A 24,161-nucleotide genomic window follows, 5' to 3' on the forward strand; every position below is an offset into this window, starting at 1 on the left:
ATGAAAAAAATCCTTTGGCTGCTCTTGCTCCTTTCCGCCATTACTTTTCCGGAAAAGGGGACGGCAGCACAAAACCTGCAGGCCGTCATTGATTCAGCCAAAGATGGCGCAATCATCCAGCTTGAAAGCACTAGTTACATTGGAAACATAGTGATTGATAAGCCGCTTACCCTTACTGGAAAGAAAGGGACTGTCATTGAAGGAGATGGCAAAGGCAATGTCATTTCTGTTCGCGCTTCTGGTGTCACCATTTCAGACCTCAAAGTCACACATAGCGGAATGGACCGAAACAGCCCGGAAGAATACGCAGCGATCAAGGTGTATACAGATGGGAACATCATCCGGAATATCAGGATTGACCAATCGTTCCATGGAGTTTATTTAAGCAAAGCACATAACAATACGATTGAAAATGTAAGTGTAGAAGGCCTTGGCAAAGGAGAAATAGCAGCCCAGGGAAATGGCCTGCATATCTATTATTCAAACGGCAACCTATTAAAAAACAATTATATTGAAGGCACAAGAGATGGAATGTTTTTCGATTATGCCAATGACAATAAAGCCTTAAACAATAAAATTTCGAAAACACGTTACGGTCTGCATTATATGTACTCAGACCGCAACGAATTTAAAAACAACATATTCACCTTTAATACAGGAGGGGCAGCCATCATGCACTCCAACCAGCTCAAGCTGGAAAACAACCAGTTCATCTTTAATTATGGACATCGCTCTTTTGGACTGCTGGTATTATCAGCAAACGAAAATAACATTGAGAACAACACTTTCTACATGAATCAAAGAGGGTTATATATAGATCAATCTACCAATAATCTGATTCGGTCGAACCATCTCTCACAAAACCAGATTGGAATCGAGCTATGGGCGAGTTCAAACGAACAGATTTTCACTGGAAATACGATTGAAGAAAACACCATACCAGCTGTCACATTGGGAGGCACTGGCAGGAATGACTGGAGCTTTGAAGGAATCGGCAATGATTGGGGCAGGTCTTTCCCTTTACTCGATCTCGACCAGGATGGTGTGGGTGACAGTCCGGCAATCTATAAATCCTCACTATATGAACTGATTGAGGATCAGGAACTTATCTATCTTTTCCTAAAAAGTCCGGCCATTACCATCTATGAAAAACTGAATCGGCTGCTGGATCAAGATAAAACGATGTTTGAGGATCAGTATCCTCTGGTTAACGGGCGGAAATCAATACCCTACCTGCCCGTAATTATCATAATTGCCGTCTTCGCAACGGCCATCTTCGCAAAAAGGAGAAAACTGCTATGTATTTCATTTGGAAGGAATGGAAGGAAAATATAAGAGGCAAAGGGCTCTGGCTTGCGATCGGTACAATCATACTAGTTTCTGTTCTGCTGCTTGTAAGATCAACTTCTCTTTCCTATGATCAGGGTTTGTATATCTTGCTCATCAACCTGTTCGACACACTGATTTATTTTATCCCGATTCTGTACTTATTCATGGGCGCTTTCTCTATCTTCCAGGAAAAAGAGCAAAAAACACTGGTCATGCTTTTGACCAAACAAGAAAGCTATTGGACATTTCTCGCCAAAAAGAGCTTTGGGATGCACTTAGTATTTCTTACACCAGTAATCACCTGGTTTTTCTTATTCCTTATTCCTTTAAAAATTTTCTTTAAAGCTGATATCGGAACCTATCTTGTCTTTGTTCTTTCTATCACTGTCCTCATGCTGGTGTTCACGCAAATCGGTGCCCTGGTAGGGAGTATCAGCAGGTCAAGAATGCAGATTGCCGGTATTGCCGTCATCATTTGGTTCTATTTCTTTTTCTTACATGACTTTGCCCTGTTATCCATCATCCAGGGTGTGACCCATGAGAATGTAAAGCTATTCTCGATTGCCTACTTTTTGAATCCAATACAGGCAGTAAGGATGTATCTTGAAACAGGTGTAGGGATTTACTCATTTGGGCACATGTCGCGTCTATTGAAGTCCTTCATGTGGCTGCAGCCGGGTGCATTCCTTGGAGCCAGCCTTATATTCTGGATGGCTGCCACATTTATCAGTTCCGTTCTATTGCATCGTAAGGAGGGTTTTGAATGATCAGCGTTTCTGGTTTGACACAATCATATGGCAATAATGAAATCTTGAACAATATCAGCCTTTCTATCGAGAAAAACGAAGTATGTGCCCTCGTTGGCAGAAACGGAGCTGGCAAATCTACATTTATCAATAGTTTGCTTGGACTGATTCCCATCAAGAAAGGCGAAATAATGGTGAATGGCAAGCCTCGCAAAAGAAATAACCGCTGGAAAAACGAGATTGCCTATTTGCCGGAAAAATTCATGCTATATCCCTCTTTGACAGGCTATGAAAATATCGTTTTCTTTGCCCAGGCTGGCAAAGGAAAAGCGGATACAAAAAAAATAGAGCAGATTTTGATGTCCGTGGGACTCTGGGAAGACCGAGCCAGGACTATCAAGGGCTATTCGAAAGGGATGCTCCAGAGACTGGGGCTTGCCATCACTCTTTATCAGGATTCCGACATTTTGATTCTTGATGAACCTACAAGTGGCATTGACCCAATGGGCCGCAAAGAGATCCTGGAAGTTCTTCACTCTTTATCAGGTAAAACCATTCTGCTCTCTTCTCATCATTTGGAGGAGATCAAACAAATCTGTACACATGTAGCTTTTTTAGATAACGGGAAAATGACCAAATACACAGTCGATGATTTTTTAAGAATTCAGGAATTAGGGGGCATGAAAAAATGAAAAAGCTATTTGTATCTTTGTTCTTATTGTTAGCGATCCTGTTAGCCGGATGCAGCGCGGAGCCGGATTGGAAACTCGAAATCACCAAAGAACCAGTCTTTGCAAACGGGAAAGAGTCAAACTTTGAGATCAAGGTGACGGAAGATGGAACCACTGTAAAGGACCTCCATATCGCAGCTGAGTTTGCGATGGCCAGCATGGACCATGGGACGATTGATGTTGTACTGGAAGAACGATCTGATGGTGTTTATTCCGGAAATGCCGAATTTTCAATGCCAGGAGAATGGGAAGCAGCCTTCACTATTGAAAAGGACGGATCTATTCAAGAAAAAGTTGTTAACCTGAATGTTAAAAAAGCGGAAGGTGTTGCTTCCATCAATGGTGAATGGATTACAGATGAAGACCTGGAATTTTACCAGTTCATCAATAAACTACACATTGAAATCAACCGCGAAACAGACCGGGAAAAATATACCGGAGAAAAGCTTGATGAAGCACTTGCTTATTGGGATAACCAGGAGAAACTGAACCAGGACAAAAACCAGCTATTGACACAAATCATCAGGCTGAGGGCCATGGCGATGCTTGGCCTCGAAAAAGGACATGAGGCAACAGATCAGGAAGTGAACGGCGCCATTGAAAAAGTACGCGCTCAATACAGCAGCTCAGATGCAGCAAAAAAACTGATTGCACAATATGGCGAAGAAAAATTCTGGGGTATCCAGGAGCAGCAATACGCCCGGATTGTCCTGACACAAAAGGTCCAGAACGATTTAATTGAAAAGGTGAAAAAGGAAAATCCAAAAGCAGGTGAACAAGAGATTCTTTTCACAGCTGAAAAGGAATATGAAGAGCTATTGGTCAGCCAGGTGAACTCCTTAAAAATCGAGATTATGTAGGCCCTCTTATTTGAGGGCTTTTTTGTCGTTTTTCGTTAAATTTTGTGAGTGATTACTCACTATACAAAGTTAAATATTTGCGTTATGATCTTAGTGAGTGATTACTCACTTTTAAAAAGGATGGTGAAGGTTCAATGATTGTTTCAATTAAAAATGTAAGTAAACGATATGGTAAGCATGATGTCTTAACAAATATCAACTTAGAAATTGAAGGCGGCGAAATTTTCGGGCTGCTTGGACCCTCTGGAGCGGGAAAAACCACTCTAGTTCGGCAGCTTGTTGGTCTGGAGTCTCCAAGCGAAGGTGAAAATTTTCTTTTCGGCGAGAAGATGCCTTCCTTAAAGCTTATTGAAAGAATCGGCTATATGGCTCAATCGGACGCACTTTATACTGAATTATCGGCAAAAGAAAATCTTGAATTCTTTGCCTCCTTGTTCGGTTTGAAGGGCACGCACCGAAAAAAACGTATTTTAGAAGTAATGCAGCTTGTCGATTTATCTGAACATCTTAACAAACTGGTAACCAATTATTCTGGCGGCATGAAACGTCGTCTTTCCCTTGCTTCAGCACTGCTGCATGAGCCGGAATTGTTGATTCTCGATGAGCCGACTGTCGGCATCGATCCTGTGTTGCGCCAGAGCATCTGGTCAGGTTTCTATGATTTGAAAGCTCAGGGAAAAACGCTGATCGTTACAACGCACGTAATGGACGAAGCAGAAAAATGCGACAGACTGGGACTGATACGAGATGGCCGTCTGATAGCGGTCGGCACTCCTGCAGAATTGAAGGAAAAGACTGGGTCTGCCAGCGTCGAGGAAGCATTTTTAGCATACGGAGGTGTCCAGCATGAGAATTAGAGCTTTAGTGATCAGGATTATCCGTCAATTCCTTAGGGATAAAAGAACCCTTGCAATGATGCTTGTCGCTCCACTCCTGATCCTGACGATGCTCCATCTTGTTTTTAACGGGGAAAACTATATTCCTAAGATAGGTTTGGTCGATGTACCGGAGCCTGTGATGGAGAAACTCGATATAGATGAAGCAAAAATAACAGAATATGAGTCTGTGAAAGTTGCTGAAGAGGATGCATTGAACCAAGAAATCGATGGGTATGTCGTTTTTGAAGGTCCTATTCTGGATAAAATCGTACTTGAAGGCAGCGACCCATCTGTGAACGGCGCTGTTATGAAATGGATGCAGCAGGCAACAAAACAGCTGCTGCCGTCACAGGGACAATTGGAAATGGACGTTGATTATATCCATGGTACAGAAGATATGGGCCAGTTTGATTATTTTGGACCGGTATTATTGGGATTCTTCGCCTTCTTCTTTGTGTTCCTCATTTCCGGGATTTCTTTTTTGCGGGAGAGAACAAGCGGTACACTTGAAAAACTACTGTCAAGCCCGTTGCGGAAATGGGAAATTGTCATCGGTTATGTACTGGGATTCGGGCTCTTTACGATGCTGCAAGCGACACTGATTGCCTCCTATGCGATTTATGTCCTCGGTATGCTGATGGAAGGTTCCTTTTTCTATGTATTATTGATTACCTTAATGCTGTCAATGACGGCGCTGACGCTCGGTACACTGCTGTCCGCGTTTGCGAACAACGAGTTCCAGATGATACAATTCATCCCAATCATCATCGTGCCGCAGTTTTTCTTCTCTGGTCTGATCAATCTCGATACGATTTCTGATTGGCTGAGCTGGCTTGGGCCGGTCACACCACTCTATTATGCCGCCGAGGCTTTGCGTGATATTATGGTGAGAGGATATGGATGGGATGCCATCTATGGTAATATGTTGATGCTAGCCGGGTTTTCAGCTTTATTTATCTTCTTGAATATCTTGGCACTGCGGAAACACCGCGCAGTTTAACTGTGGTGAAAGGAGTAAAAGATGACTGATCCAGATCTAAAAATTGACGAGATAATGGACGGCGAAGAACTGACTGAGAAGCAGAAGAAAATTATCATATCTGCCATCGAGTCCTTCGCTGATAAAGGATATTCCGCCACGTCAACGAGCGAAATTGCCAAAAAGGCAGGCGTCGCTGAAGGTACGATTTTCAGGCATTATAAAACGAAAAAGGATTTGCTGCTGGCAATTGTCGCTCCAGTGATGGCAAAGTTTGTGGCACCTTTTATCATAAAAGATCTGCAGAAGGTTCTTCATCAGGATTACGAGCATTTTGAAGATTTTCTTACTGCCATGCTTTTGAATCGCCGTGACTTCCTTGTCAAAAATCTTGCTACCGTTAAAATCCTGGTGCAGGAAATTCCGTTCCACCCTGAATTAAAGGAATTGTTCAAAGAGCATATCGCCATAAAAGTATATGCTCAATTCATAAAGCTTGTGGAGCATTATCAGGCAAAAGGCCAGATCATCGATATCCCGGCCTACAGCGTGTTTAGGATGACATTTTCAACAATCTTTGGCTATTTGATTGCGCGCTACATGATCTTGCCTGAAGCGGATTGGGATGATGAAGCAGAAACAGAGCGGACAATCCAATTCATCATGCATGGATTGGCAGGCCCAAACAGCAGCAAAGACTGAACCGGGTGTTCTCACCCGGTATTTTTTGTTTTGCGAACTGGAAAAAATCACGCGAAATTTCCAATTCGCGAATAAATTTTGTTTTTCGCCAATAAAATCGAATTATCGCCAATAACTACATCCGGTACTTCTCCAAAACAAGAAAAGGAGCACCATTTCAGGTACTCCTTCCCGATTTTCATCTTAAATCCTCCAGTTTTACGCGATAAAGCTTATCATCGCCTTCACTCGGGATGCCTCGGCCGTCGGTATTATTGCTGATGAAATATAAATCATCACCATCAACGATCACATCGCGGATTCGTCCTAATCCGGTGACTACTTCTCTCGTAGTTTTCGCGGCGGGATCGAACTCTCGTAAGGCATTGCCCCTCAAAGTTGCAACATATAACTTCCCTTCATACGCTTCCATTCCTGATGGTGCCCATGTATCGCTTCCAGAGTGGAAAATAGGTGCTTCCATGCCCTGCTTCGTTTCGTCACCGGTTATCTCTGGCCAGCCATAGTTTTTTCCAGCCTGAATCAGATTGATTTCATCTTGCGCGGAGGGTCCGTGTTCACTGGCATAGAGTGTTCCATCCTCCGACCAGGCCAGTCCCTGCGGATTGCGGTGGCCATAGCTGTATACATAGGAGTTTTCAAATGGATTATCTGCCGGAACAGACCCATCAAGGTTCAGCCGCAGGATTTTACCGCCGAGCGAACTTAAATCCTGGGCGATTTCCGGATTGGTTGCAGCATCACCTGCCGTGGCATAAAGCTTTCCATCCGGACCGATTTTCAGCCTGCCGCCGTGGTGGAAGCGTCCGCTCGGGATTTTATCAAGTAGCAGCTTGCCTTCCACCCATTCACCATTGTTCAAAGTCAGTTCGACAATTCGATTGAACTGCCCGGTGCCATTCTCGTATGTATAATAAGCAAATGCCTTGTTCGACTGCTCGAAATCAGGAGCGAGCACAAAGCCAAGAAATCCCGCTTCAGCTGCCTGTGAAACTTTCTTTTTAAAAGAAACCTTCTGTTTGTCTGTGTTGCCGCCTTCCACTTTTACAATCGAACCCGGGCGTTCGCTCAAGTAAAATGTCTCGCCGCTTTTATTGATTGACCATGGGACTTCCAGATTTTCTGCAACAACCTCAAGCAGATCGGCCTGGGCAATCGCTTCTTTGTCTTCTGGTTTTTGATTCACTTCGCCTGAAGGCTTCGTTTCATCACCGCCACCTGAACAGCCTACAATCACCATCAGCATTGCCAACATCGCATACAAGGATCTTTTCATGACACACGTCCTTTCCTATATATAGTACATTCTAAAATCAAAAGCCCAAATCCACTAAAAGATGTCCTTAACTCACTCAAAAATCAATCTTCCAGCACCTTCATAATCGCTTTTCCGACGCCGCTTTCTTCATTAGTCAATGTCACTTCACCGCATAATACTTTGATTTCTTGAGCTGCATTGCCCATCGCTACAGGTTTGCCGACTTTCTCAAGCATCGATACATCATTGAAATTGTCACCAAGCGCCATCGTTTCCTCCAGGCTGATCCCTCTTGAAGCAACGAATTTTTCCAGGGCAACGCCCTTTTGAGCATCAAGGCTTGTGATTTCGATGTTCTCATGCCCGGATGAACTGACTGCAAGCCCTGAGATTTCCTTCAGGCCATCATTTGCTGCTTCCAGCTTGTTATCATCTAGTGAAAAAGCCAGCAGCTTGTAAATCTCATATTGGTCGTCCTCGAATAATTCGTCATAATGGTCGATCTTCGTAATCAGCCCTTTATGCATTCTTTCCTCAGCGGCCTCAGCGATTTTTTCAATCGGCACTTCTGGGTTTGCGGTTGAGAAAATATCAACGATGATCGTGATTGCCATATCCTCATCTTCAGTAAAGGTACCTCTGTTTGTGTAAACCTCGAAATACACGCCGCTTTCTACAAGCCTAAGCGCTGCCTGCCGGGCCTCCGCCTTATTCAATGGGCTTGAAGAAACAATCTCCCCATCCTCGGAACGAACCTCGGCTCCATTCACACAGATCATTGGCAGTTTTAAACCGGATTCCTCAAGAACGAATTTTGCTTCCTGGAACGAACGTCCGGTTGCGACAACGACTTCTACTCCCTGCTTCCTTGCTGTTAAAATCGCTTCCTTATTCTCTGCAGTAATCTGCTGGGTAGCAGTCAATAACGTCCCGTCCATATCTGTAGCTATGCACTTAATCATTTCTTTCTTCACCTTCAGTCATTATTTTTCAGTATTAACAATCATGATAGACCTTCAAACTCTCGACAGCAAATAATACGTGTATATACTAATTTTTAAATTGATATGACCACGAAATATCCCTTTCATTTCTGGCATGAACTAATAATCTATAAATTTAAATTTCTTAAAAACTTTCATATTGTCATTCTAAAATTCATATGCTATTATGAATCCGAAGCTGCAATCGTTTGCATATAAAGGTGCATATAAGTATGAAATGCACATAAACCTTTTATATCAAGGTTTTCTACATTTTCACCTCGTATATGTAAGCGTTTTAAAGGTGTTGTATAAAATCAATCACAGCTAAAGATTTATGCAAAAATATGCAAACGCTTTCGGAACGCATGTGGTTGCATGCAAAAAAATATAAATATTTGGGGGTATCTCAACAATGAAAGCAAAAAAGCTATTTCCAGCAGTTCTTTCCCTTGGACTTTTGATTGGAGGAGGTCTTGCAGGCTGTTCATCAAGCGATGACAAGACTTCAGGCGAGGGCGGAAAAGACGGAGACAAAGTAACCGTTGACATTTTCCAATTCAAGGTTGAGTTCAAGGATCAGTTTGAAGACATTGCAAAGGCTTATGAAGAAGCTAACAAAGATGTTGATATCAACATCACAACTGTCGGCGGCGGCGAAGATTACGGTGCTGCATTGAAATCGAAGTTCGCTTCTGGCAATGAACCTACTATTTATAACGTAGGCGGACCGCAGGACGTTGCAGATTGGGAAGATAAGCTTGCAGATCTTTCCGACACAGCTGCTGCAAAAGCTGCACTTAGCGGAACGCTTGAAGGCGTAACAAAAGACGATAAAGTACTTGGACTTCCGTACAACCAGGAAGGCTATGGATTCATCTATAACAAAGGTATTTTTGAAAAAGCTGGTATCGATCCAAAGAGCATCACTAGCTACAGCGCATTAGAAGAAGCTGTAAAAACGCTTGACAGCAAAAAGAAAGACCTTGGTCTTACATCTGTATTTGCTCTTCCTGCAAAAGAAACTTGGGTAACAGGACTTCACCTTTCAAACGTATTCCTTGCTCCTGAATTTGACCAGAACGTAATCAATGCTTTCGAGTCTAAGGAAGTTACTTTTGAACACGGTGATGCATTCAAGAAAGTTCTTGACCTGCAAAATAAATACTCTGACCAGCCTACTGTAAGCCTTGACTATGCTAAGCAAGTTGAAGAGCTATTCTCAACTGGCAAAGCAGCGATCATCCAGCAAGGTAACTGGGTATCAGGTTCAATCGCTGGTATCGACGAAGAGCTTGCTAACAGCGGCGTAGGAATCCTTCCAATCCCTGTTGAAGGCTACAAAGAAGATTCAATCCCTGTTGGCGTGCCAATGTACTGGGCTGTAAACAGCAACAAAGATGAAAAAGAAGTTGCAGCAGCTAAGGAATTCCTTGACTGGCTATACACTTCTGAAGAAGGTAAAACAGCCGTAATCGAAGATTTCAAATTCATTCCTGCATATGAAGGATATGACGCTGGAAAAATCTCTGACCCACTTGCAAAAGAAATCTATGAATACTCTTCAGCTGGCAAAACACTTGCTTGGACATTCATGGGTTACCCAACTGGATGGGGTCAAGAAAAGCTTGGCATCAACATCCAAAAGTACGTGAGCGGCGAAATGACTTGGGATGAATTAGTAGAAGAGTCTTCCAAGGCTTGGGCAGAAGCTCGTAAGTAATAGGTTTTAACTAAAGAAGGAAACAGAACGGCTGCGGCTGTTTTGTTTCCTATCTTTTTTCCATGAAGCGGTTCGGAAAATCATTGGATGAATCAAGAGTACTCGTCAAAAATCAGTAGACTACATACTTCTGATCTTGATACGAAATAGATTAGCTTCCCTTGATAACACAAAGATAGGAGGATTTACAGATGCGAAACCGGAACCTCTGGTACTGGCTTTTCCTGGCTCCAGCCTTGCTTGCACTTGCTGTTGTGGTCATTTTGCCGCTTGCATTCGGGGTGTACTACTCATTTACTGACTGGAACGGGATCAAGACACCTTCATTTGTAGGCCTTGAACATTATAAAGCGCTTTTTGCTGAGGAAGAATTCAGAGAAGCATTATGGTTCACAACAAAGTTCACTGTTGTTTCTGTGTTCCTGATCAATTTCTTTGGCATTTCCCTTGCATTGCTTGTCACGCAAAAATTTAAAACGAATAATATCCTGAGAACGATTTTCTTCATGCCAAACCTGATTGGCGGCTTAATTTTAGGCTTCATTTGGCAGTTCATTTTTACAAAGGTATTCGCGAGCGTCGGTGAACTGATTGGCGTTGAAGCTTTAGAAGGTTGGCTGTCCACTGAGACAACGGGCTTCTGGGCGATGGCGATCTTGATGAGCTGGCAGATGGCTGGTTACATCATGGTCATCTATATTTCATTCCTTGAAGGGGTGCCTCAGGAATTGCTTGAAGCAGCTGAAATTGACGGAGCGAACAGCTTCCAGCGTTTTTATCACGTCACCTTCCCGCTGGTCATGCCTGCGTTCACCGTCAGCTTGTTCCTGACCCTTTCCAACTCATTCAAGCTTTACGACCAGAACCTGTCGCTCACTGGCGGCGGACCATACAATTCGACACAGATGGTCGCGATGGAAATTTTCAAAACGGCATTTGTGGAAAATGCGATGGCATTCGCACAGGCAAAGGCGGTCATTTTCTTCCTGATTGTTGCGGCTATTTCGCTTACACAGGTATATATCAATAAAAAACGGGAGGTCGAGATGTAATGAAAAAGAAGAAGCAGAGCAGAATCATTCTTGAAATTCTCGGCATCATCCTTGCGCTGATCTGGCTATCCCCGTTTTACCTGATGATTGTCAACTCTTTCAAGACGAAACGAGAAATGTTCGAAGATACGCTAAAGCTGCCCGATGTTTTTTCATTCGAGAATTACACAGTTGCTTTCGAACGTTTAGATTTTATTAAAACCTTCTTCAACTCTGTATTGATCACGGTATTGGCTGTGGCCGTTATCATCATTTTTTCATCAATGGCTGCCTATGCCCTGTCAAGGCGTGGAGGCAAAACGAGCGGCATCATTTTCATGCTGTTTGTAGCGGCAATGCTCATCCCGTTCCAATCCGTAATGATTCCTTTAGTGTCGATTTTCGGTAAACTCGAAATGCTCAACCGGGGCGGACTGATCTTCATGTACCTTGGTTTTGGGGCAAGCTTGTCGATTTTCCTTTACCACGGAACATTGAGTGGAATACCGAAATCGCTTGATGAAGCGGCAACGATCGATGGCGCGAACCGATTCCAGATTTTCTGGCATATCATTTTCCCGATGCTTAAACCGGTCTCTGTTACTGTGGCAATCCTGAACATCATCTGGATCTGGAATGACTACCTGCTTCCTTCCCTTGTCATCAATCAGCAAGGAATGGAAACAATTCCGCTTAAGATGTTCTTCTTCTTTGGGGAATATACTAAACAATGGCATCTTGCACTGGCAGGACTGACGATCGCAATCATTCCAGTCATCATTATTTACTTCTTCCTCCAAAAGCAAATCATCAAGGGAGTTTCAGAAGGCTCGGTAAAATAATCGAACTATAGGAGAGACGACCAATGGCAGTCACAATCAAAGATGTAGCGAAGGCAGCCGGTGTGTCACCTTCTACCGTTTCCAGGGTGATAGCAGATCACCCTCATATCAATGAAGGAACGAAGAAGCGTGTACGGAAAGTGATGGAGAAACTGGGATACCACCCGAACTTCCAGGCACGAAGCCTAGTGGTAAGGAGTACTGAGACAATCGGTATTGTTATGCCCAATTCAGCTACCCAGGCATTGCAAAATCCGTTTTTCCCCGAGGTCATCAGGGGAATCAGCATGAAGGCCCATGAACACCAATTTGGAGTTTATTTAACGACTGGCATCACGGATGAGGAGATTTTCCAGCAGGTCATTTCGATGGTGCAGGGCCGCAGAGTTGACGGCATCATCCTTTTGTATTCGAAAACGGATGATAAAATCATGAACTACTTGCTGGAGCATAAGTTTCCGTTTACTGTCATAGGCCGCCCGAGCATGAACGCTGAGCGGATCACCTATGTGGATAATGACAATATTTATATTACCAAACAGGTTACTGATTATTTGATCAAGCTGGGACATCGAAAAATTGCTTTTATCGGTGTTAATTTAGAGCAAGTTTTTACAATTGACCGCCTAGAGGGATATAAACAAGCCCTTCAGGAAGCTGGCCTCCCATATGACGAAAAGTATATTATCCATGAGCAATGCTTAAAGTCTGAAGGAAAAGAAGGCATCACGAGGTTCTTCTCCTCCCATGAGCCGCCTACCGCCCTCGTAGTGGCAGATGATTTTACCGCTATCGAGCTTATGAGTTATTCCGAGGAATTGAATATCAAGGTGCCTGAAGAGATCTCAATTGTCAGCTTCAATGATGTACCGCTTGCGGAGCATATGAAGCCACAACTGACTTCTGTTAATATCGACATCTTCCAGTTAGGTTTCGAAGCGGCTAACTGTTTAATAGAAATCATTAAAAATCCGGATACATTGCCGAAAAGAATCACAATCCCGGCACGGATGGTTGAACGGAAATCATGCGGTCCGATTCATAAGTAAGTCTTGGACAGCGCAAAATGACTAATGTAAAATAACGGGATACATCAGGAACATACAAAGAAATGAGGGTTCACATGAAACACACATGGTGGAAAGAGGCTGTTGCCTATCAGGTATATCCAAGGAGCTTCATGGATTCCAATGGTGACGGCATCGGTGATTTGCAAGGAATGATATCAAAACTTGATTACTTAAAGGACTTAGGAATCGATGTGATCTGGATTTGTCCAATGTACAAATCTCCTAATGACGATAATGGTTATGATATCAGTGATTATCAAGATATCATGGATGAGTTCGGAACGATGGAAGACTTTGACCAGCTGCTTGCTGAAACGCATAAGCGCGGCATGAAGTTGATCATCGATCTTGTCATCAACCATACGAGCGATGAGCATCAATGGTTCATCGAGTCCCGTGAATCCAAGGATAGCCCTAAACGCGACTGGTACATCTGGCGCGATGGCAAGGACGGCGCTGAGCCAAACAACTGGGAAAGCATCTTTGGCGGATCTGCCTGGGAGTATGACGAAAAGACAGGTCAGTACTTCCTTCACATCTTCTCCCGCAAACAGCCAGATTTGAACTGGGAAAACAAAGATGTCCGTACTGCGTTATACGATATGATCAACTGGTGGCTTGACAAAGGGATCGATGGTTTCCGCGTCGATGCGATCAGCCATATCAAGAAAGAAGCCGGCCTGAAAGACATGCCTAACCCTGAAGGGCAGCAGTATGTTTCTTCTTTTGATAAGCATATGAATGTCGATGGGATTCAGCCCTTCCTGGAAGAGCTGAAGGAAGAAACGTTCTCAAAGTACGACATCATGACAGTCGGCGAAGCAAATGGCGTCAGCATTGAAGAAGCCGATCTCTGGGTTGGCGAGGAACAAGGTAAATTCAATATGGTTTTCCAGTTTGAACATCTTGATTTGTGGGATTCTGAAAAGAAGGCGCTTGACCTGGCAAAATTGAAGAGTACTTTTACCCGCTGGCAAAAAGGTCTTGAAGGACATGGCTGGAATGCGTTATTCATTGAAAACCATGATAAAGCACGTATCGTTTCAACATGGGGTGATGACAAGGATTACTGGCGCGAAAGTGCAACAGCACTGGCATCCATGTACTTCCTGATGCAGGGCACGCCTTTCATCTATCAGGGACAGGAAATCGGCATGACTAACGTCCAGTTCCCTTCCATAGAGGATTATAATGATGTAGCAATCAAGAACCTTTATAAAATCCGTCGCGAAAACGGAGTACCACATGAAGAAATCATGGATTTCATCTGGGCAACAAGCCGCGACAACTCGCGCACGCCAATGCAATGGTCAAATGCAGAAAATGCCGGGTTCACAACAGGCACACCTTGGCTCGGAATGAATCCGAACTACAAAGAGGTCAATGTCGAAAATCAGCTAAATGACCCTGACTCCATCCTTCATTTTTACAAAAAAATGATCGAGATGAAGAAGGCCAATGACATATTCACTTATGGCACATACGATTTAGTTCTCGAAAATCATGGACAAATTTATGCCTATACAAGAACATTGGAAGACAAGCAGGCTGTTGTGCTTTCCAACCTATCCAGCGAGCCAGCAGCCTTCGAATTCAACGGATTCCCGCTTGAATCAAGCCAATTGCTGCTTAACAACTACAAGGTTGAGGAAAAAGGAACGTCATTCACATTGAAGCCATACGAAACAAGAGTATATTTGAAGTAATTTTTAGGGAGTGCCGATTTAATGATGGCACTCCCTTTTTCAATACGGCTCTTTTCTTGTGCAATGTTGTTTTAACAAACTTGTGACCAGATCTCTTGAATGGAAAAGCAAGCCTTCAGTAAATTTTCAGTTAATTTGACAGTCATTTTTCATAATTGTACGCTTATGCCAGTTAATTGCACGGTGATCCTCCTTAATTGCATGCTTATGCCGGTTAATTGCACCATCGTCCTCCTTAATTGCACGCTTATGCCGATTAATTGCTCAATCATCCTCTTAATTGCACGCTGGCCCGGCATAAATGCACCAACATCCTAAATATGAAAAAATAACATTCTATTCAACATCAAGAGAATTTAACGTTACCTACCTAATAACAAAAGTCTGATATACAACCTCTTCCCCATCCTGAACTTCCGACTGTTCTACAAAGTTTATTTCCAGTTGCTTGTAGACCTTTTTCCAAAAGTGTACTGCTGTTTGATTATTAACGAGCTGGGATATGTAATAACTGCCTTTATTTTCGGCAAAGATTTCTGATACAGCTGCTTTGGCGACTCCTTTTCCACGGAAGGAATTCAATATAAAAAAGTCATTGATTACTTTATCTACTTTTGTCGTGAAAGGTGCTTCAAGAATCAGGACAAATCCAGCCAGTTTTTCATCGGCCATTATGAAGTATGGCGTGACTCCGTCTTTTTCCCATATAAGTGAAAATGAATCAAAATCGAAGCTACCATCCTCACTGATCTGCAATCCATTTGTATAAGCGGACAACTCATGCAGGTAAAGTGAATAAAGATTCCGCAGTACTTCCTTTTCATCTGGTCTGATCTTTTCCAAAATTACTTTCATTCTACTTCTCCTCGGTTAAATAAGGTAATAGTCCTATTAAGAATTCACGCTTAATAGGAGGAATCCCTCCTGAAAAAATTGAATTTTACATTAAGGTGGCTGATTGGCGTTTAGCTTGCTTGCTTTAGGAGAATATAACACAGGAAGGAATTGGACCGAGAAAAGTGTTGGCAAAACAGGGGTTATGCATTAAAATAATTTTTGACTTATAAATATGTATTTAAGGGTGAAATCATTTTGGAAAAACCATTGCGTAAAACAAGATCTACCGGGGACTTATTAGCATTTATCATTCCCTCATTAATAGGAATATTTTTCTTTATGTTACCAATCTCCTACAACGGAGAAATAACGATACCGATCGCTGTCCTTTCCGGATGGCTTCAGGACTTGCTTGGCGGCTCATTGCCTGCAATCATGACTGTAATAATTGTCCTGACCCTGATCGGAACACTATTAATAAAAACAATCAGACCGGAAATTCTTAACCGTAACCATTTTCTGAAAGCATTGTTTGATGTTCCAGTTGTCTGGCTTGTTGCCAGGATTTTAGGAGCAATTTTTGCGGTCATGACTTTATTTCAATTAGGGCCGGAAGCAGTTTGGTCACCTAACACAGGCGGACTGCTGCTCAACGACCTTTTGCCAATCCTTTTCTCAGTGTTTCTTTTTGCAGGGTTGTTCCTGCCTTTATTGCTGAACTTTGGTCTTCTTGAATTGTTCGGAACATTGATGGCCAAGATCATGCGTCCTATTTTCACATTGCCTGGACGTTCTTCAATTGATACTCTAACATCATGGCTTGGCGACGGCACGATTGGTGTTCTCCTGACAAGCAAACAGTATGAAGAAGGATACTATACAAGACGAGAAGCCGCTGTTATCGGGACGACTTTCTCTGTTGTCTCCATCACATTCAGTCTCGTAGTCATTTCTCAGGTTGGCCTGGGCCATATGTTTGTTCCATTTTATTTAACCGTGACACTGGCTGGCGTGGTTGCGGCTATAATCCTTCCAAGAATCCCGCCTCTTTCAAGGAAGCAGGATACGTATTATGTTGAGCAGAACAACGACTACTCTGAGGAGAACATTCCTGATGGATATACACCTTTCTCCTGGGGTATGGCACAGGCTGTCGATAAAGCAAGCAGCAATAAGAGCTTTAAAGATTTCTTCCTTGCCGGTATCCGCAATATCCTTGATATGTGGATGGGTGTTGCGCCGATCGTCATGGCGCTTGGAACACTGGCGCTGATTGTCGCTGAATATACACCAGTATTTCAATGGCTAGGGATGCCGTTCATTCCGCTGTTGGAGCTAATGCAGGTTCCTGAAGCGAAGGCTGCTTCAGAGACATTGATTGTCGGCTTTGCGGACATGTTCCTTCCTTCCGTAATCGGTGCTGATATCGCAAGCCCGATGACAAGGTTCATCATTGCGTCTGTTTCCGTCACACAGCTAATCTATATGTCAGAGGTCGGCGGCCTGCTGCTGGGTTCAAAAATCCCTGTCAGCTTCGGGGAATTGTTCATTATCTTCCTGCAGCGTACACTTGTGACATTGCCAATCGTTGTACTGGTTGCGCATATCATTTTTTAGTCCCAAAATGAAAGTGAATCGATTTTAATATAACCGAAAAGATAAAAACCGGATGGCGAAATGCCAGCCGGTTTTTTCATGGTTTGATAATTCCGCGAAAATGAGGTGGAATTCCGCGAAATCAGACCACATTTCCGCGAAAATGCACATTAATTCCGCGAATTTCTACGTTAATTCCGCGAACTGGAAAAAACCACTGATTTTCTCCAGCAAAAAAGAGAAGCAGCATACTTCTCTTTTAAAAGGATGTGTTCCTAGCACTGGAAAGACCGAATCTGTCTCAGATCCATTCCGTAGTAAACCCATCCTCGGCGGCGGCTCCATCTCCAGCCGGCAATGGAGTTTCTGCCGAGGAAGACTGGATAGAACCAGAAGCTTCTGCCATCGATCAGCCAGACGTATGTGTAGCGGAACATGCATCTTCTGATTCCGCCTGGGTCTACTGCAAATGCCGTTGCCTGTTCTTGCGGCACATATGCTGGCGGTGGGGATGATGGCGGACCTCCACCTTGGCCCCCGCCTGGTGAACCTCCTGGTCCTCCTGGGAAGCCACCCGGACCACCTGGAAATCCGCCTGGACCTCCCGGGAATCCACCAAATGTCCTCATATCTCCCTGCTGGTTAAATTCATTCTCATAGAATCCATAATCGTCTTCAAATTGCTGATTTGGTCCATATGGGTAGAAGTTATTATAATACAAACTCATATCCCCTCTCTAAAAGTCTTCCTTGTAATGTATGCAATACGCCCAATTAGGTGCTAGTCGGCACTCAGGCTTTCAATTTCTTTTTGCAGCTGGACAGTGATCTCGTCTACCTTTGCAAAATCCATGGCTTAGATGTAGATTGCCTCCAATTGGTCGCGAAGCTCCTTTGCATGCGCTAAAGAGGCAATTGCTTCGTTCATCTTCGCTTTATACCTTCCGCCAACATCCTCAATTTCGGCTTCGTATTTTTCATCTGTACCAGGAGTAATCAACTCTGTATACATATCGATGATTTCATCTGTCTCTCTTTCCGGAAAATACTCGTGCGGAGCGGTGCTGTCGAAGATCGCAAAGTCGAGCTCACGAACAATGACCATATCCAGGCTGTGAGGATCAAATCCGCAATGATAGACTTCAACGTCATATCCACGCGACTTTGCTTCGGCGGCCAGTTTTTTCAGCATGGTGGACTTTCCGGAGCCTGGGCGGCCTTTGATGAAGTACCTCTTGCCTACTGTTTCAGTCAAATTTGGAACAAAGTCGACTGCTCCAACCGGAGTGGCCGCACCAAGGAATCGGTCGTACACCCTCCCGCTGCCTTTTGTAGATGTACTGTCTCCGAAGAACCTCTCAATCAATTTGTTCGTCAGCACATTCGCTTTTTCAAAATCCATGTTTTCAATATAGATTTTTTCCCACTCGTCATGAATTCTCAACGCTTCGGCAAAAAGGCTGTAAGCAGAATTGAAAGCCTCACTGATTTTTTCACTAAGCTGCAGAATTGTTTCCTTGTGCTCCTGAAGCTTTCCGGAATTCCACGCTTCGCCCAGATTGACATACTCCTCAACCGCTCCAGGCGCCTTCGGTTCGATGACGTGCGGCGCAGTTCCGTCAACGATCCCGGCATTCAATTTGGGAATTAACACACCATCGATTGACTTGTTGTCTGATGAGCAATACAGGAATTGAACATCATAGCCTTTTTCAAGCCATTCATTGCCGATCTTTTTCATTAGCGAGGATTTTCCTGTTCCTGGTCCGCCCTTTAATATGAATAGCCGTGACAAGCCCTGCAAGCTGGAATCATATAAGCTGTAAAAACCGCGTGCCGTGTTGCCGCCGGCAAAAAAGTTCAGGATTTTTCCTGACATTTAATCGCACTCCCTCCAACCGTTCTGATAAACGGCAAGTTTTCGCTTCCTCCTTACTATATGCAGGTGATTTGTTCTGGGTGAATGCCCAGACACCATCTTGATTTTGTCTATTTTGAGAACTATTTCCCGGGGAAGTGATGTTTTTAATGAAAATTAGTAATGAAATCTTTCCGTTATCTGGCTTACCCCTAAAAAAGCTAGAAAAAAACCACAGCTATTGAAGCTGTGGTTTGACTATTTCGTTAATTGACCATATTTTCCTCTTAAAATATTTAAAAGCTGGTCCGGTGCCAATTCGACCTGGAAACCGATTTTCCCTGCACTGACGATGATGGTTTCAAGCTCCTGGGCGCTCTCATCCAAAAAAGTAGGATAGTTCTTCTTCATGCCAACCGGCGAACAGCCGCCGCGGATGTAGCCGGTATATTTCTGGATGTCCTTGACTGGAAGCATCTCTACACTCTTTTCCCCAGCTTCCCTCGCAGCCTTTTTCATATCCAGCTCCGCTTCTACCGGGATAACAAAAACATATAAATCCTTGCTGGCGCCTACAACAACAAGCGTTTTGTAGACCTGTGCCGGGTCGCGGCCAATTTTACCAGCAACAGCAACACCGTCAATCTTGCCATCCTTCGAGTCATAAGTTAGGATTTCATACGGCACCTTCTGCGTATCAAGAATCCTCATTGCGTTCGTTTTAACCTTCGCCATCCTGGTTCCTCCTAATAATGAGGGGTTTTAGGATAATTTTACCTTATGGTAGCAAGGCGATTCAATCCCAGTCTCTTCTGGCTTACACTTGAAATCCCAAGTTTTCCAGCTTCTGATTCATGTTAACAGCTCTCCTGCCGACAGAAATATACGTTAGGCCAGCAGCCTCCGCCTCGGCCAAGTCATAGCAGTTCCTTCCGTCAAATAGAACCGGTTCTCGCATGAGTAATGGGTAACGTCCCAAATCATATTGAGTGATTTGCGGCCACTCGGTCATGATGAAGACAACATCCGCTCCTTTAATCGCCATATCCACGGAGTCAGCGTAATACAGCCGGCTTCCGAATAACTCTTCTACTTTTCCAACGGCAGCCGGGTCATACACCGAAATGTCAGCCTGTTCTTCAAAAAGCTGGGCGATCAGCTCAATTGCAGGTGCCTCACGGATGTCATCAGTATGAGGCTTGAACGCCAGGCCCAGCACCGCCGTCCTCTTCCCTTGCAGACTGCCAAACATCTCTTTCGCTTTTAAAAATAGCTGCTGCTTTTGCCTGCTGTTCACCTCAATCACGGACCGAAGGATTTTAAAATCATAATTATAGTAATCTGTAAGCTTTTCAAGGGCCTTTGTATCCTTCGGGAAGCATGAACCGCCATAGCCAATCCCCGCTTTTAAAAATTGGCTGCCGATCCGCTCGTCCATACCCATTCCTTTTGCCACATCTTCAATATTTGCACCTGTGTGCTCACACAGGTTGGCAACCTCGTTGATAAAACTGATTTTCGTCGCCAGAAACGCATTAGAAGCATATTTGATGAGCTCTGCACTGCGGATATCTGTCTGGATATTCGGCCTGCCAAAAGGTTCATAAATACTCGCAACCGCACTGCCCGCTTCACGGTCATCCGTACCGATGACGATCCGGTCAGCATGGAACGTATCAAGAATGCCAGAGCCTTCACGCAAAAATTCAGGATTTGAAACGACTTTTACTTGAATATGGTCCGGGATGATTTCCTTAAGCATCTGATAAATCCGCTCGTTTGTCCCGACCGGTACGGTGCTTTTAATGACAATGACTGCATTCCTGGTTAAACTGGCGCCGATATCAGCAACCGCCGCTTCTAAATAGCCAAGATTTGCCGAGCCATCCTCGTTTTCAGGCGTCCCAACTGTGATAAAAATAAAGTCCATCGTTGCGAAGGCCGATTTTAAGTCAGCTGTAAAATGAAGCCTTCCTTCTTCCAGATTCTTTTTCAGCATCTCTTCAAGTCCCGGTTCATAAATCGGGCATCTACCTTTTGAAAGAGTACTGATTTTTTGTTCATCTATATCAAAACAGGTCACATTGTAACCAACTTCAGCAAAACAAACTCCCGTGACAAGGCCAACATAGCCTGTCCCGACAACTGTGATTTCCATATTGGCCCTCCAATCATTGATACATTTCATTTTATCATGCAGACATCACAATCTTATCCAATCCGCTCAATTTGGTAAAAACTTGTTCATTCCCATTATTAACGGGTAATAGGAAAAAAAGGCATGAATTTCACCAATGAAGGAAAAATTAGTTATTATGAAGATTTTTCAAGGAGGAAATTAGATGAACGACTATACTTCAAAGCTGCCTCGATTCCCTGAACCGTACTGGCGTAAGACCGCAGAACTGCCTACATTTCCTAAGCTGCAGGAGGATTTGAAGGTCGATGTGGCTGTCATTGGCGGTGGAATTACCGGTTTGACCTCTGCCTATTTGCTGGCCAAGGGCGGGGTTAAGGTTGCCGTAATTGAAGCCGGTTCAATATTGAACGGAACCACCGGGCACACAACCGCAAAGCTGACCGCACAACACGGCGTGGTTTATGATGAACTAATCAACCATCATGGCGAGGATAAGGCACGACTTTACTATCAGGCCAACTATGACGCGGTGCAATTTGTTAAAAACCTTGTAAAAGAACAGCAGATTGACTGTGATTTTTCGGAAGAGGATGCTTATATCTACACGAATTCCGAAAAAGAATTGGAAAAGCTCCTGACGGAATTCAAGGCTTACGAAAAACTCGGAGTAAATGGCAGCGAGTATGTTTCTGAAGTCCCTCTGCCTGTGGAATCGAAAGCCGGAATTGTGATGCGCAACCAGGCCCAGTTCCACCCGCTCAAATTTTTAAGGCATCTGGTTGAGCGTTTTACTGAAATGGGAGGACAAATTTTCGAAAATACTACTGCGGTTGATATGGAAGAAGGCTCCGAGCCTGTCGTTACAACCCGCGGTGGTCATAAAGTGCACTGCAAACAGATGATTGTCAGCACGCACTATCCTTTCTATGACTTAAAAGGTTTTTATTTTTCAAGGATGACACCGGAAAGATCGTATTTGCTGGCTGTCAAAACAGAAAAAGAATTCCCTGGGGGCATGTTCATCAACGCCGAACAGCCTACCCGCTCGCTCCGCTATACGGACTGGAACGGTGAAAAAATCGTCCTGTTTGGCGGCGACAGCCATAAAGTCGGCCATAAAACGAATACGCACCAATACTATGAAGCACTCGAGGCATTCGCCCACCAAACATTCGGCGTAAAGGAGATTCCGTTCAGATGGTCCGCACAGGACCCTATTCCTTTCGATAAAATTCCGTTTGTCGGCCAATACTCAACGACTACAGATAATATATATGTCGCGACTGGCTACCGGAAATGGGGAATGTCAAATGGAATCAATGCCGCCATTATGTTGAGCGACCAAATTCTGAAGAAGGAAAACCCATACAAGGAAGTGTTTGACCCACAAAGATTCCATGCAGACCCTGAGTTAAAGAAATTCGTATCCACGAACACCCATGTTGCCAAGATGCTCGTGAAAGGGAAGCTGGAACGCCCTTCTACCCAGGCAACTTCGCTTGATAATGATGAGGGCGCAGCCGTAACTGTGAACGGCAAACGTGCTGGCGCCTATCGCGATGAAAACGGCCAGCTTCACGTGGTCGATACTACCTGTACCCATATGGGATGTGAGCTCGAATGGAATAACGGTGAACGCTCATGGGACTGCCCATGCCACGGCTCCCGTTTCTCATACAAGGGAGACGTAATTGAAGGTCCTGCTGAACTGCCGCTGAAAAAAGTGGATCTAGAATAGGAGAAAGCCGCCACTGCAAAATGAGTGGCGGCTTTCATTATGCCCATAGGGAATATAATTTCCCAACAGGAATTATATTGTTATCAACAGGGATTATTTCACTCCCAACAGGGATTAAGTCGCTATCAACCGGGAGTAAATTGCGCCTAACCAGGAATAAATAATTCCAACGAGGAATAAAACCCTACTGATGAGGGATTTCCCTACGACTACTACCCCTTATCCGCTAAAAGTGTCTTATGGATCCAGATGCTGGCCTGCATGCCGTCTCCCATGGCAATTGTCGTTTGCTCGGAATGGGCGACAAGGTCCCCAGCGGCCCAGACGTTCTCGACATTGGTCATTTTGGTTCGCGGGTCGACTAATACATGCTTGTTTTTATGAAGATCGACGCCAAGCTGCTGTGCGAGCTGCGATTTCACTTCATTCCCGCCGAAGGCCATGAAGCCGCGTTCTGAAGTCAGCTTGTCGCCGTTTTCGAGCTCAACTCCCCTGAAGTCAGGTCCGTCTGCCAGCACTTTTTCAATCGGCCCTTCGACATACTTAATGCCGTTATCCTTCATAGCTGCAATTTTTTCCCTATCGACTTCTTTATTTTCATGATTCACATACGTGAGTTTATCTGTAAAATAGTTCAGGGTCAGCGCCATGTTCGCACCAGGGTTGCCAGAACCCATTACGATGGTGGACTTGTCTTTCACTTCATGGCCATCGCAATCCGGACATATATACACACTGATGCCAAGCGTAGGCATCAGCTCCGGAAATGGCGGAATCCGATCCATGACGCCCGTGGCCAGAAGCAATGTCTTCGCCTTGTATGTGTCCCCGCTCTCTGCCTTGACTTCAAATTCATCCCCCATCTTTTCGGCACTCTCAGCCTTGCCAATAACGAATTCTACACCATATTGCGCCGCTTGCTTACGGCCGACTTCTCTTAAGTAAGGTCCGCTTACTCCATCCGGATAGCCAAGGATATTATGATAGCTCTGGCAAATCGCCGACCGGCCATCACCTGAATCCAAAACCATCACATTATGGTCGTATCGCCCAAGCTGAATCGCCGCCTGGAGCCCGGCGATCCCGCCTCCAACTATAAGGCAATCATACATACCGATCCACCGCCTTTTTAAAAAGTATCATAATAGCATGTT

The 24,161-nt window shown here is 44.2% G+C and carries 22 protein-coding genes and 1 pseudogene; 14 read left to right on the top strand and 9 right to left on the bottom strand.

Going from position 1 to position 24,161, the window contains the following annotated elements; all coding sequences use genetic code 11:
- From nosD to CD004_RS21685, 7 genes are all read left to right on the top strand, one after another.
- Nucleotides 1–1,335 carry a nitrous oxide reductase family maturation protein NosD gene (nosD, locus tag CD004_RS21655; protein WP_102264657.1) on the top strand — a complete coding sequence of 445 codons (1,335 nt, stop codon included), beginning with the start codon at nucleotides 1–3 and terminating at the stop codon, nucleotides 1,333–1,335.
- Nucleotides 1,299–2,096, top strand: coding sequence for an ABC transporter permease (locus CD004_RS21660; RefSeq protein WP_102264658.1), 798 nt, complete (start codon nucleotides 1,299–1,301; stop codon nucleotides 2,094–2,096). The genes nosD and CD004_RS21660 overlap by 37 nt, the downstream gene beginning before the upstream one ends.
- Nucleotides 2,093–2,767 (top strand): ABC transporter ATP-binding protein, encoded by a 675-nt coding sequence (locus CD004_RS21665; protein WP_102264659.1) that lies wholly within the window; start codon nucleotides 2,093–2,095, stop codon nucleotides 2,765–2,767. Before CD004_RS21660 ends, CD004_RS21665 begins: the two co-directional genes overlap by 4 nt.
- Nucleotides 2,764–3,666 carry a FixH family protein gene (locus tag CD004_RS21670; protein WP_102264660.1) on the top strand — a complete coding sequence of 301 codons (903 nt, stop codon included), beginning with the start codon at nucleotides 2,764–2,766 and terminating at the stop codon, nucleotides 3,664–3,666. Before CD004_RS21665 ends, CD004_RS21670 begins: the two co-directional genes overlap by 4 nt.
- Before the next feature lie 134 nt (nucleotides 3,667–3,800).
- Entirely contained in the window at nucleotides 3,801–4,523 is a 723-nt protein-coding gene (locus CD004_RS21675) for an ABC transporter ATP-binding protein (protein ID WP_102264661.1), read from the top strand.
- Complete coding sequence (locus CD004_RS21680) at nucleotides 4,513–5,544, top strand: ABC transporter permease (RefSeq protein ID WP_102264662.1); 1,032 nt, start codon at nucleotides 4,513–4,515, stop codon at nucleotides 5,542–5,544. The genes CD004_RS21675 and CD004_RS21680 overlap by 11 nt, the downstream gene beginning before the upstream one ends.
- A 21-nt stretch (nucleotides 5,545–5,565) precedes the next feature.
- On the top strand, nucleotides 5,566–6,225 hold the full coding sequence (locus CD004_RS21685; protein WP_102264663.1) for a TetR/AcrR family transcriptional regulator: 660 nt from the start codon (nucleotides 5,566–5,568) through the stop codon (nucleotides 6,223–6,225).
- A gap of 47 nt (nucleotides 6,226–6,272) precedes the next feature.
- On the opposite strand, the gene CD004_RS24540 is transcribed toward CD004_RS21685, so the two are convergent.
- The 3 genes from CD004_RS24540 to CD004_RS21695 all read right to left on the bottom strand — a co-directional run bounded on the left by CD004_RS24540 (nucleotide 6,273) and on the right by CD004_RS21695 (nucleotide 8,445).
- Nucleotides 6,273–6,407, bottom strand: coding sequence for a hypothetical protein (locus tag CD004_RS24540; protein ID WP_267892337.1), 135 nt, complete (start codon nucleotides 6,405–6,407; stop codon nucleotides 6,273–6,275).
- Nucleotides 6,404–7,501 carry a PQQ-dependent sugar dehydrogenase gene (locus tag CD004_RS21690; protein WP_102264664.1) on the bottom strand — a complete coding sequence of 366 codons (1,098 nt, stop codon included), beginning with the start codon at nucleotides 7,499–7,501 and terminating at the stop codon, nucleotides 6,404–6,406. The genes CD004_RS24540 and CD004_RS21690 overlap by 4 nt, the downstream gene beginning before the upstream one ends.
- An 83-nt stretch (nucleotides 7,502–7,584) precedes the next feature.
- The gene (locus CD004_RS21695) at nucleotides 7,585–8,445 is read right to left on the bottom strand and encodes a Cof-type HAD-IIB family hydrolase (protein WP_102264665.1); all 861 of its coding nucleotides are present in this window, start codon (nucleotides 8,443–8,445) and stop codon (nucleotides 7,585–7,587) included.
- Between the two features lie 436 nt (nucleotides 8,446–8,881).
- Here CD004_RS21695 and CD004_RS21700 point away from each other — a divergent pair, with 436 nt between their 5' ends.
- The 5 genes from CD004_RS21700 to CD004_RS21720 all read left to right on the top strand — a co-directional run bounded on the left by CD004_RS21700 (nucleotide 8,882) and on the right by CD004_RS21720 (nucleotide 14,838).
- Entirely contained in the window at nucleotides 8,882–10,189 is a 1,308-nt protein-coding gene (locus CD004_RS21700; RefSeq protein WP_102264666.1) for an ABC transporter substrate-binding protein, read from the top strand.
- 191 nt (nucleotides 10,190–10,380) lie between these two features.
- Nucleotides 10,381–11,241 carry a carbohydrate ABC transporter permease gene (locus CD004_RS21705; RefSeq protein ID WP_102264667.1) on the top strand — a complete coding sequence of 287 codons (861 nt, stop codon included), beginning with the start codon at nucleotides 10,381–10,383 and terminating at the stop codon, nucleotides 11,239–11,241.
- Nucleotides 11,241–12,062, top strand: coding sequence for a carbohydrate ABC transporter permease (locus CD004_RS21710; RefSeq protein ID WP_102264668.1), 822 nt, complete (start codon nucleotides 11,241–11,243; stop codon nucleotides 12,060–12,062). Before CD004_RS21705 ends, CD004_RS21710 begins: the two co-directional genes overlap by 1 nt.
- 23 nt (nucleotides 12,063–12,085) lie before the next feature.
- The gene (locus tag CD004_RS21715) at nucleotides 12,086–13,111 is read left to right on the top strand and encodes a LacI family DNA-binding transcriptional regulator (protein WP_102264669.1); all 1,026 of its coding nucleotides are present in this window, start codon (nucleotides 12,086–12,088) and stop codon (nucleotides 13,109–13,111) included.
- A gap of 74 nt (nucleotides 13,112–13,185) precedes the next feature.
- Nucleotides 13,186–14,838, top strand: a complete 1,653-nt coding sequence (locus CD004_RS21720; protein ID WP_102264670.1) for a glycoside hydrolase family 13 protein — start codon at nucleotides 13,186–13,188, stop codon at nucleotides 14,836–14,838.
- A 366-nt stretch (nucleotides 14,839–15,204) separates the two neighbouring features.
- On the opposite strand, the gene CD004_RS21725 is transcribed toward CD004_RS21720, so the two are convergent.
- Nucleotides 15,205–15,693 carry a GNAT family N-acetyltransferase gene (locus CD004_RS21725; RefSeq protein ID WP_102264671.1) on the bottom strand — a complete coding sequence of 163 codons (489 nt, stop codon included), beginning with the start codon at nucleotides 15,691–15,693 and terminating at the stop codon, nucleotides 15,205–15,207.
- A gap of 237 nt (nucleotides 15,694–15,930) precedes the next feature.
- On the opposite strand from CD004_RS21725, the gene CD004_RS21730 reads away from it, so the two are divergent.
- Entirely contained in the window at nucleotides 15,931–17,292 is a 1,362-nt protein-coding gene (locus CD004_RS21730) for a YjiH family protein (protein WP_102265204.1), read from the top strand.
- Nucleotides 17,293–17,546: 254 nt separating this feature from the next.
- Here CD004_RS21730 and CD004_RS21735 read toward each other — a convergent pair whose 3' ends face one another.
- The 4 genes and pseudogenes from CD004_RS21735 to CD004_RS21750 form a co-directional block, all read right to left on the bottom strand.
- A complete protein-coding gene (locus CD004_RS21735; protein WP_170030011.1) occupies nucleotides 17,547–17,999 on the bottom strand; it encodes a hypothetical protein in 453 nt (150 codons plus the stop codon).
- A 53-nt stretch (nucleotides 18,000–18,052) separates the two neighbouring features.
- A pseudogene (locus tag CD004_RS21740) lies at nucleotides 18,053–19,150 on the bottom strand (PRK06851 family protein).
- Nucleotides 19,151–19,387: 237 nt separating this feature from the next.
- Nucleotides 19,388–19,864 (bottom strand): Cys-tRNA(Pro) deacylase, encoded by a 477-nt coding sequence (gene ybaK / locus CD004_RS21745; RefSeq protein WP_102264672.1) that lies wholly within the window; start codon nucleotides 19,862–19,864, stop codon nucleotides 19,388–19,390.
- 82 nt (nucleotides 19,865–19,946) lie between these two features.
- Nucleotides 19,947–21,287, bottom strand: a complete 1,341-nt coding sequence (locus CD004_RS21750; protein WP_102264673.1) for a UDP-glucose dehydrogenase family protein — start codon at nucleotides 21,285–21,287, stop codon at nucleotides 19,947–19,949.
- Nucleotides 21,288–21,471: 184 nt separating this feature from the next.
- On the opposite strand from CD004_RS21750, the gene CD004_RS21755 reads away from it, so the two are divergent.
- On the top strand, nucleotides 21,472–23,007 hold the full coding sequence (locus tag CD004_RS21755; protein ID WP_102264674.1) for an FAD-dependent oxidoreductase: 1,536 nt from the start codon (nucleotides 21,472–21,474) through the stop codon (nucleotides 23,005–23,007).
- Nucleotides 23,008–23,219: 212 nt separating this feature from the next.
- Here CD004_RS21755 and CD004_RS21760 read toward each other — a convergent pair whose 3' ends face one another.
- A complete protein-coding gene (locus CD004_RS21760; protein ID WP_102264675.1) occupies nucleotides 23,220–24,119 on the bottom strand; it encodes an NAD(P)/FAD-dependent oxidoreductase in 900 nt (299 codons plus the stop codon).
- Between the last annotated feature and the right edge of the window lie 42 nt (nucleotides 24,120–24,161).

Source organism: Mesobacillus jeotgali (genome assembly GCF_002874535.1).
Lineage (GTDB): Bacteria > Bacillota > Bacilli > Bacillales > Cytobacillaceae > Mesobacillus > Mesobacillus jeotgali.

Coding starts and splice junctions, on each gene's coding strand:
- CD004_RS21735 (WP_170030011.1), bottom strand. CDS start 17,999: ATGAGTTTGTATTATAATAACTTCTACCCATATGGACCAAATCAGCAA.
- CD004_RS21660 (WP_102264658.1), top strand. CDS start 1,299: ATGTATTTCATTTGGAAGGAATGGAAGGAAAATATAAGAGGCAAAGGG.
- CD004_RS24540 (WP_267892337.1), bottom strand. CDS start 6,407: ATGAAAATCGGGAAGGAGTACCTGAAATGGTGCTCCTTTTCTTGTTTT.
- CD004_RS21725 (WP_102264671.1), bottom strand. CDS start 15,693: ATGAAAGTAATTTTGGAAAAGATCAGACCAGATGAAAAGGAAGTACTG.
- CD004_RS21670 (WP_102264660.1), top strand. CDS start 2,764: ATGAAAAAGCTATTTGTATCTTTGTTCTTATTGTTAGCGATCCTGTTA.
- CD004_RS21750 (WP_102264673.1), bottom strand. CDS start 21,287: ATGGAAATCACAGTTGTCGGGACAGGCTATGTTGGCCTTGTCACGGGA.
- CD004_RS21720 (WP_102264670.1), top strand. CDS start 13,186: ATGAAACACACATGGTGGAAAGAGGCTGTTGCCTATCAGGTATATCCA.
- CD004_RS21680 (WP_102264662.1), top strand. CDS start 4,513: ATGAGAATTAGAGCTTTAGTGATCAGGATTATCCGTCAATTCCTTAGG.
- CD004_RS21675 (WP_102264661.1), top strand. CDS start 3,801: ATGATTGTTTCAATTAAAAATGTAAGTAAACGATATGGTAAGCATGAT.
- CD004_RS21705 (WP_102264667.1), top strand. CDS start 10,381: ATGCGAAACCGGAACCTCTGGTACTGGCTTTTCCTGGCTCCAGCCTTG.
- CD004_RS21755 (WP_102264674.1), top strand. CDS start 21,472: ATGAACGACTATACTTCAAAGCTGCCTCGATTCCCTGAACCGTACTGG.
- ybaK (WP_102264672.1), bottom strand. CDS start 19,864: ATGGCGAAGGTTAAAACGAACGCAATGAGGATTCTTGATACGCAGAAG.
- CD004_RS21700 (WP_102264666.1), top strand. CDS start 8,882: ATGAAAGCAAAAAAGCTATTTCCAGCAGTTCTTTCCCTTGGACTTTTG.
- CD004_RS21715 (WP_102264669.1), top strand. CDS start 12,086: ATGGCAGTCACAATCAAAGATGTAGCGAAGGCAGCCGGTGTGTCACCT.
- CD004_RS21665 (WP_102264659.1), top strand. CDS start 2,093: ATGATCAGCGTTTCTGGTTTGACACAATCATATGGCAATAATGAAATC.
- CD004_RS21710 (WP_102264668.1), top strand. CDS start 11,241: ATGAAAAAGAAGAAGCAGAGCAGAATCATTCTTGAAATTCTCGGCATC.
- CD004_RS21685 (WP_102264663.1), top strand. CDS start 5,566: ATGACTGATCCAGATCTAAAAATTGACGAGATAATGGACGGCGAAGAA.
- CD004_RS21695 (WP_102264665.1), bottom strand. CDS start 8,445: ATGATTAAGTGCATAGCTACAGATATGGACGGGACGTTATTGACTGCT.
- CD004_RS21690 (WP_102264664.1), bottom strand. CDS start 7,501: ATGAAAAGATCCTTGTATGCGATGTTGGCAATGCTGATGGTGATTGTA.
- nosD (WP_102264657.1), top strand. CDS start 1: ATGAAAAAAATCCTTTGGCTGCTCTTGCTCCTTTCCGCCATTACTTTT.
- CD004_RS21760 (WP_102264675.1), bottom strand. CDS start 24,119: ATGTATGATTGCCTTATAGTTGGAGGCGGGATCGCCGGGCTCCAGGCG.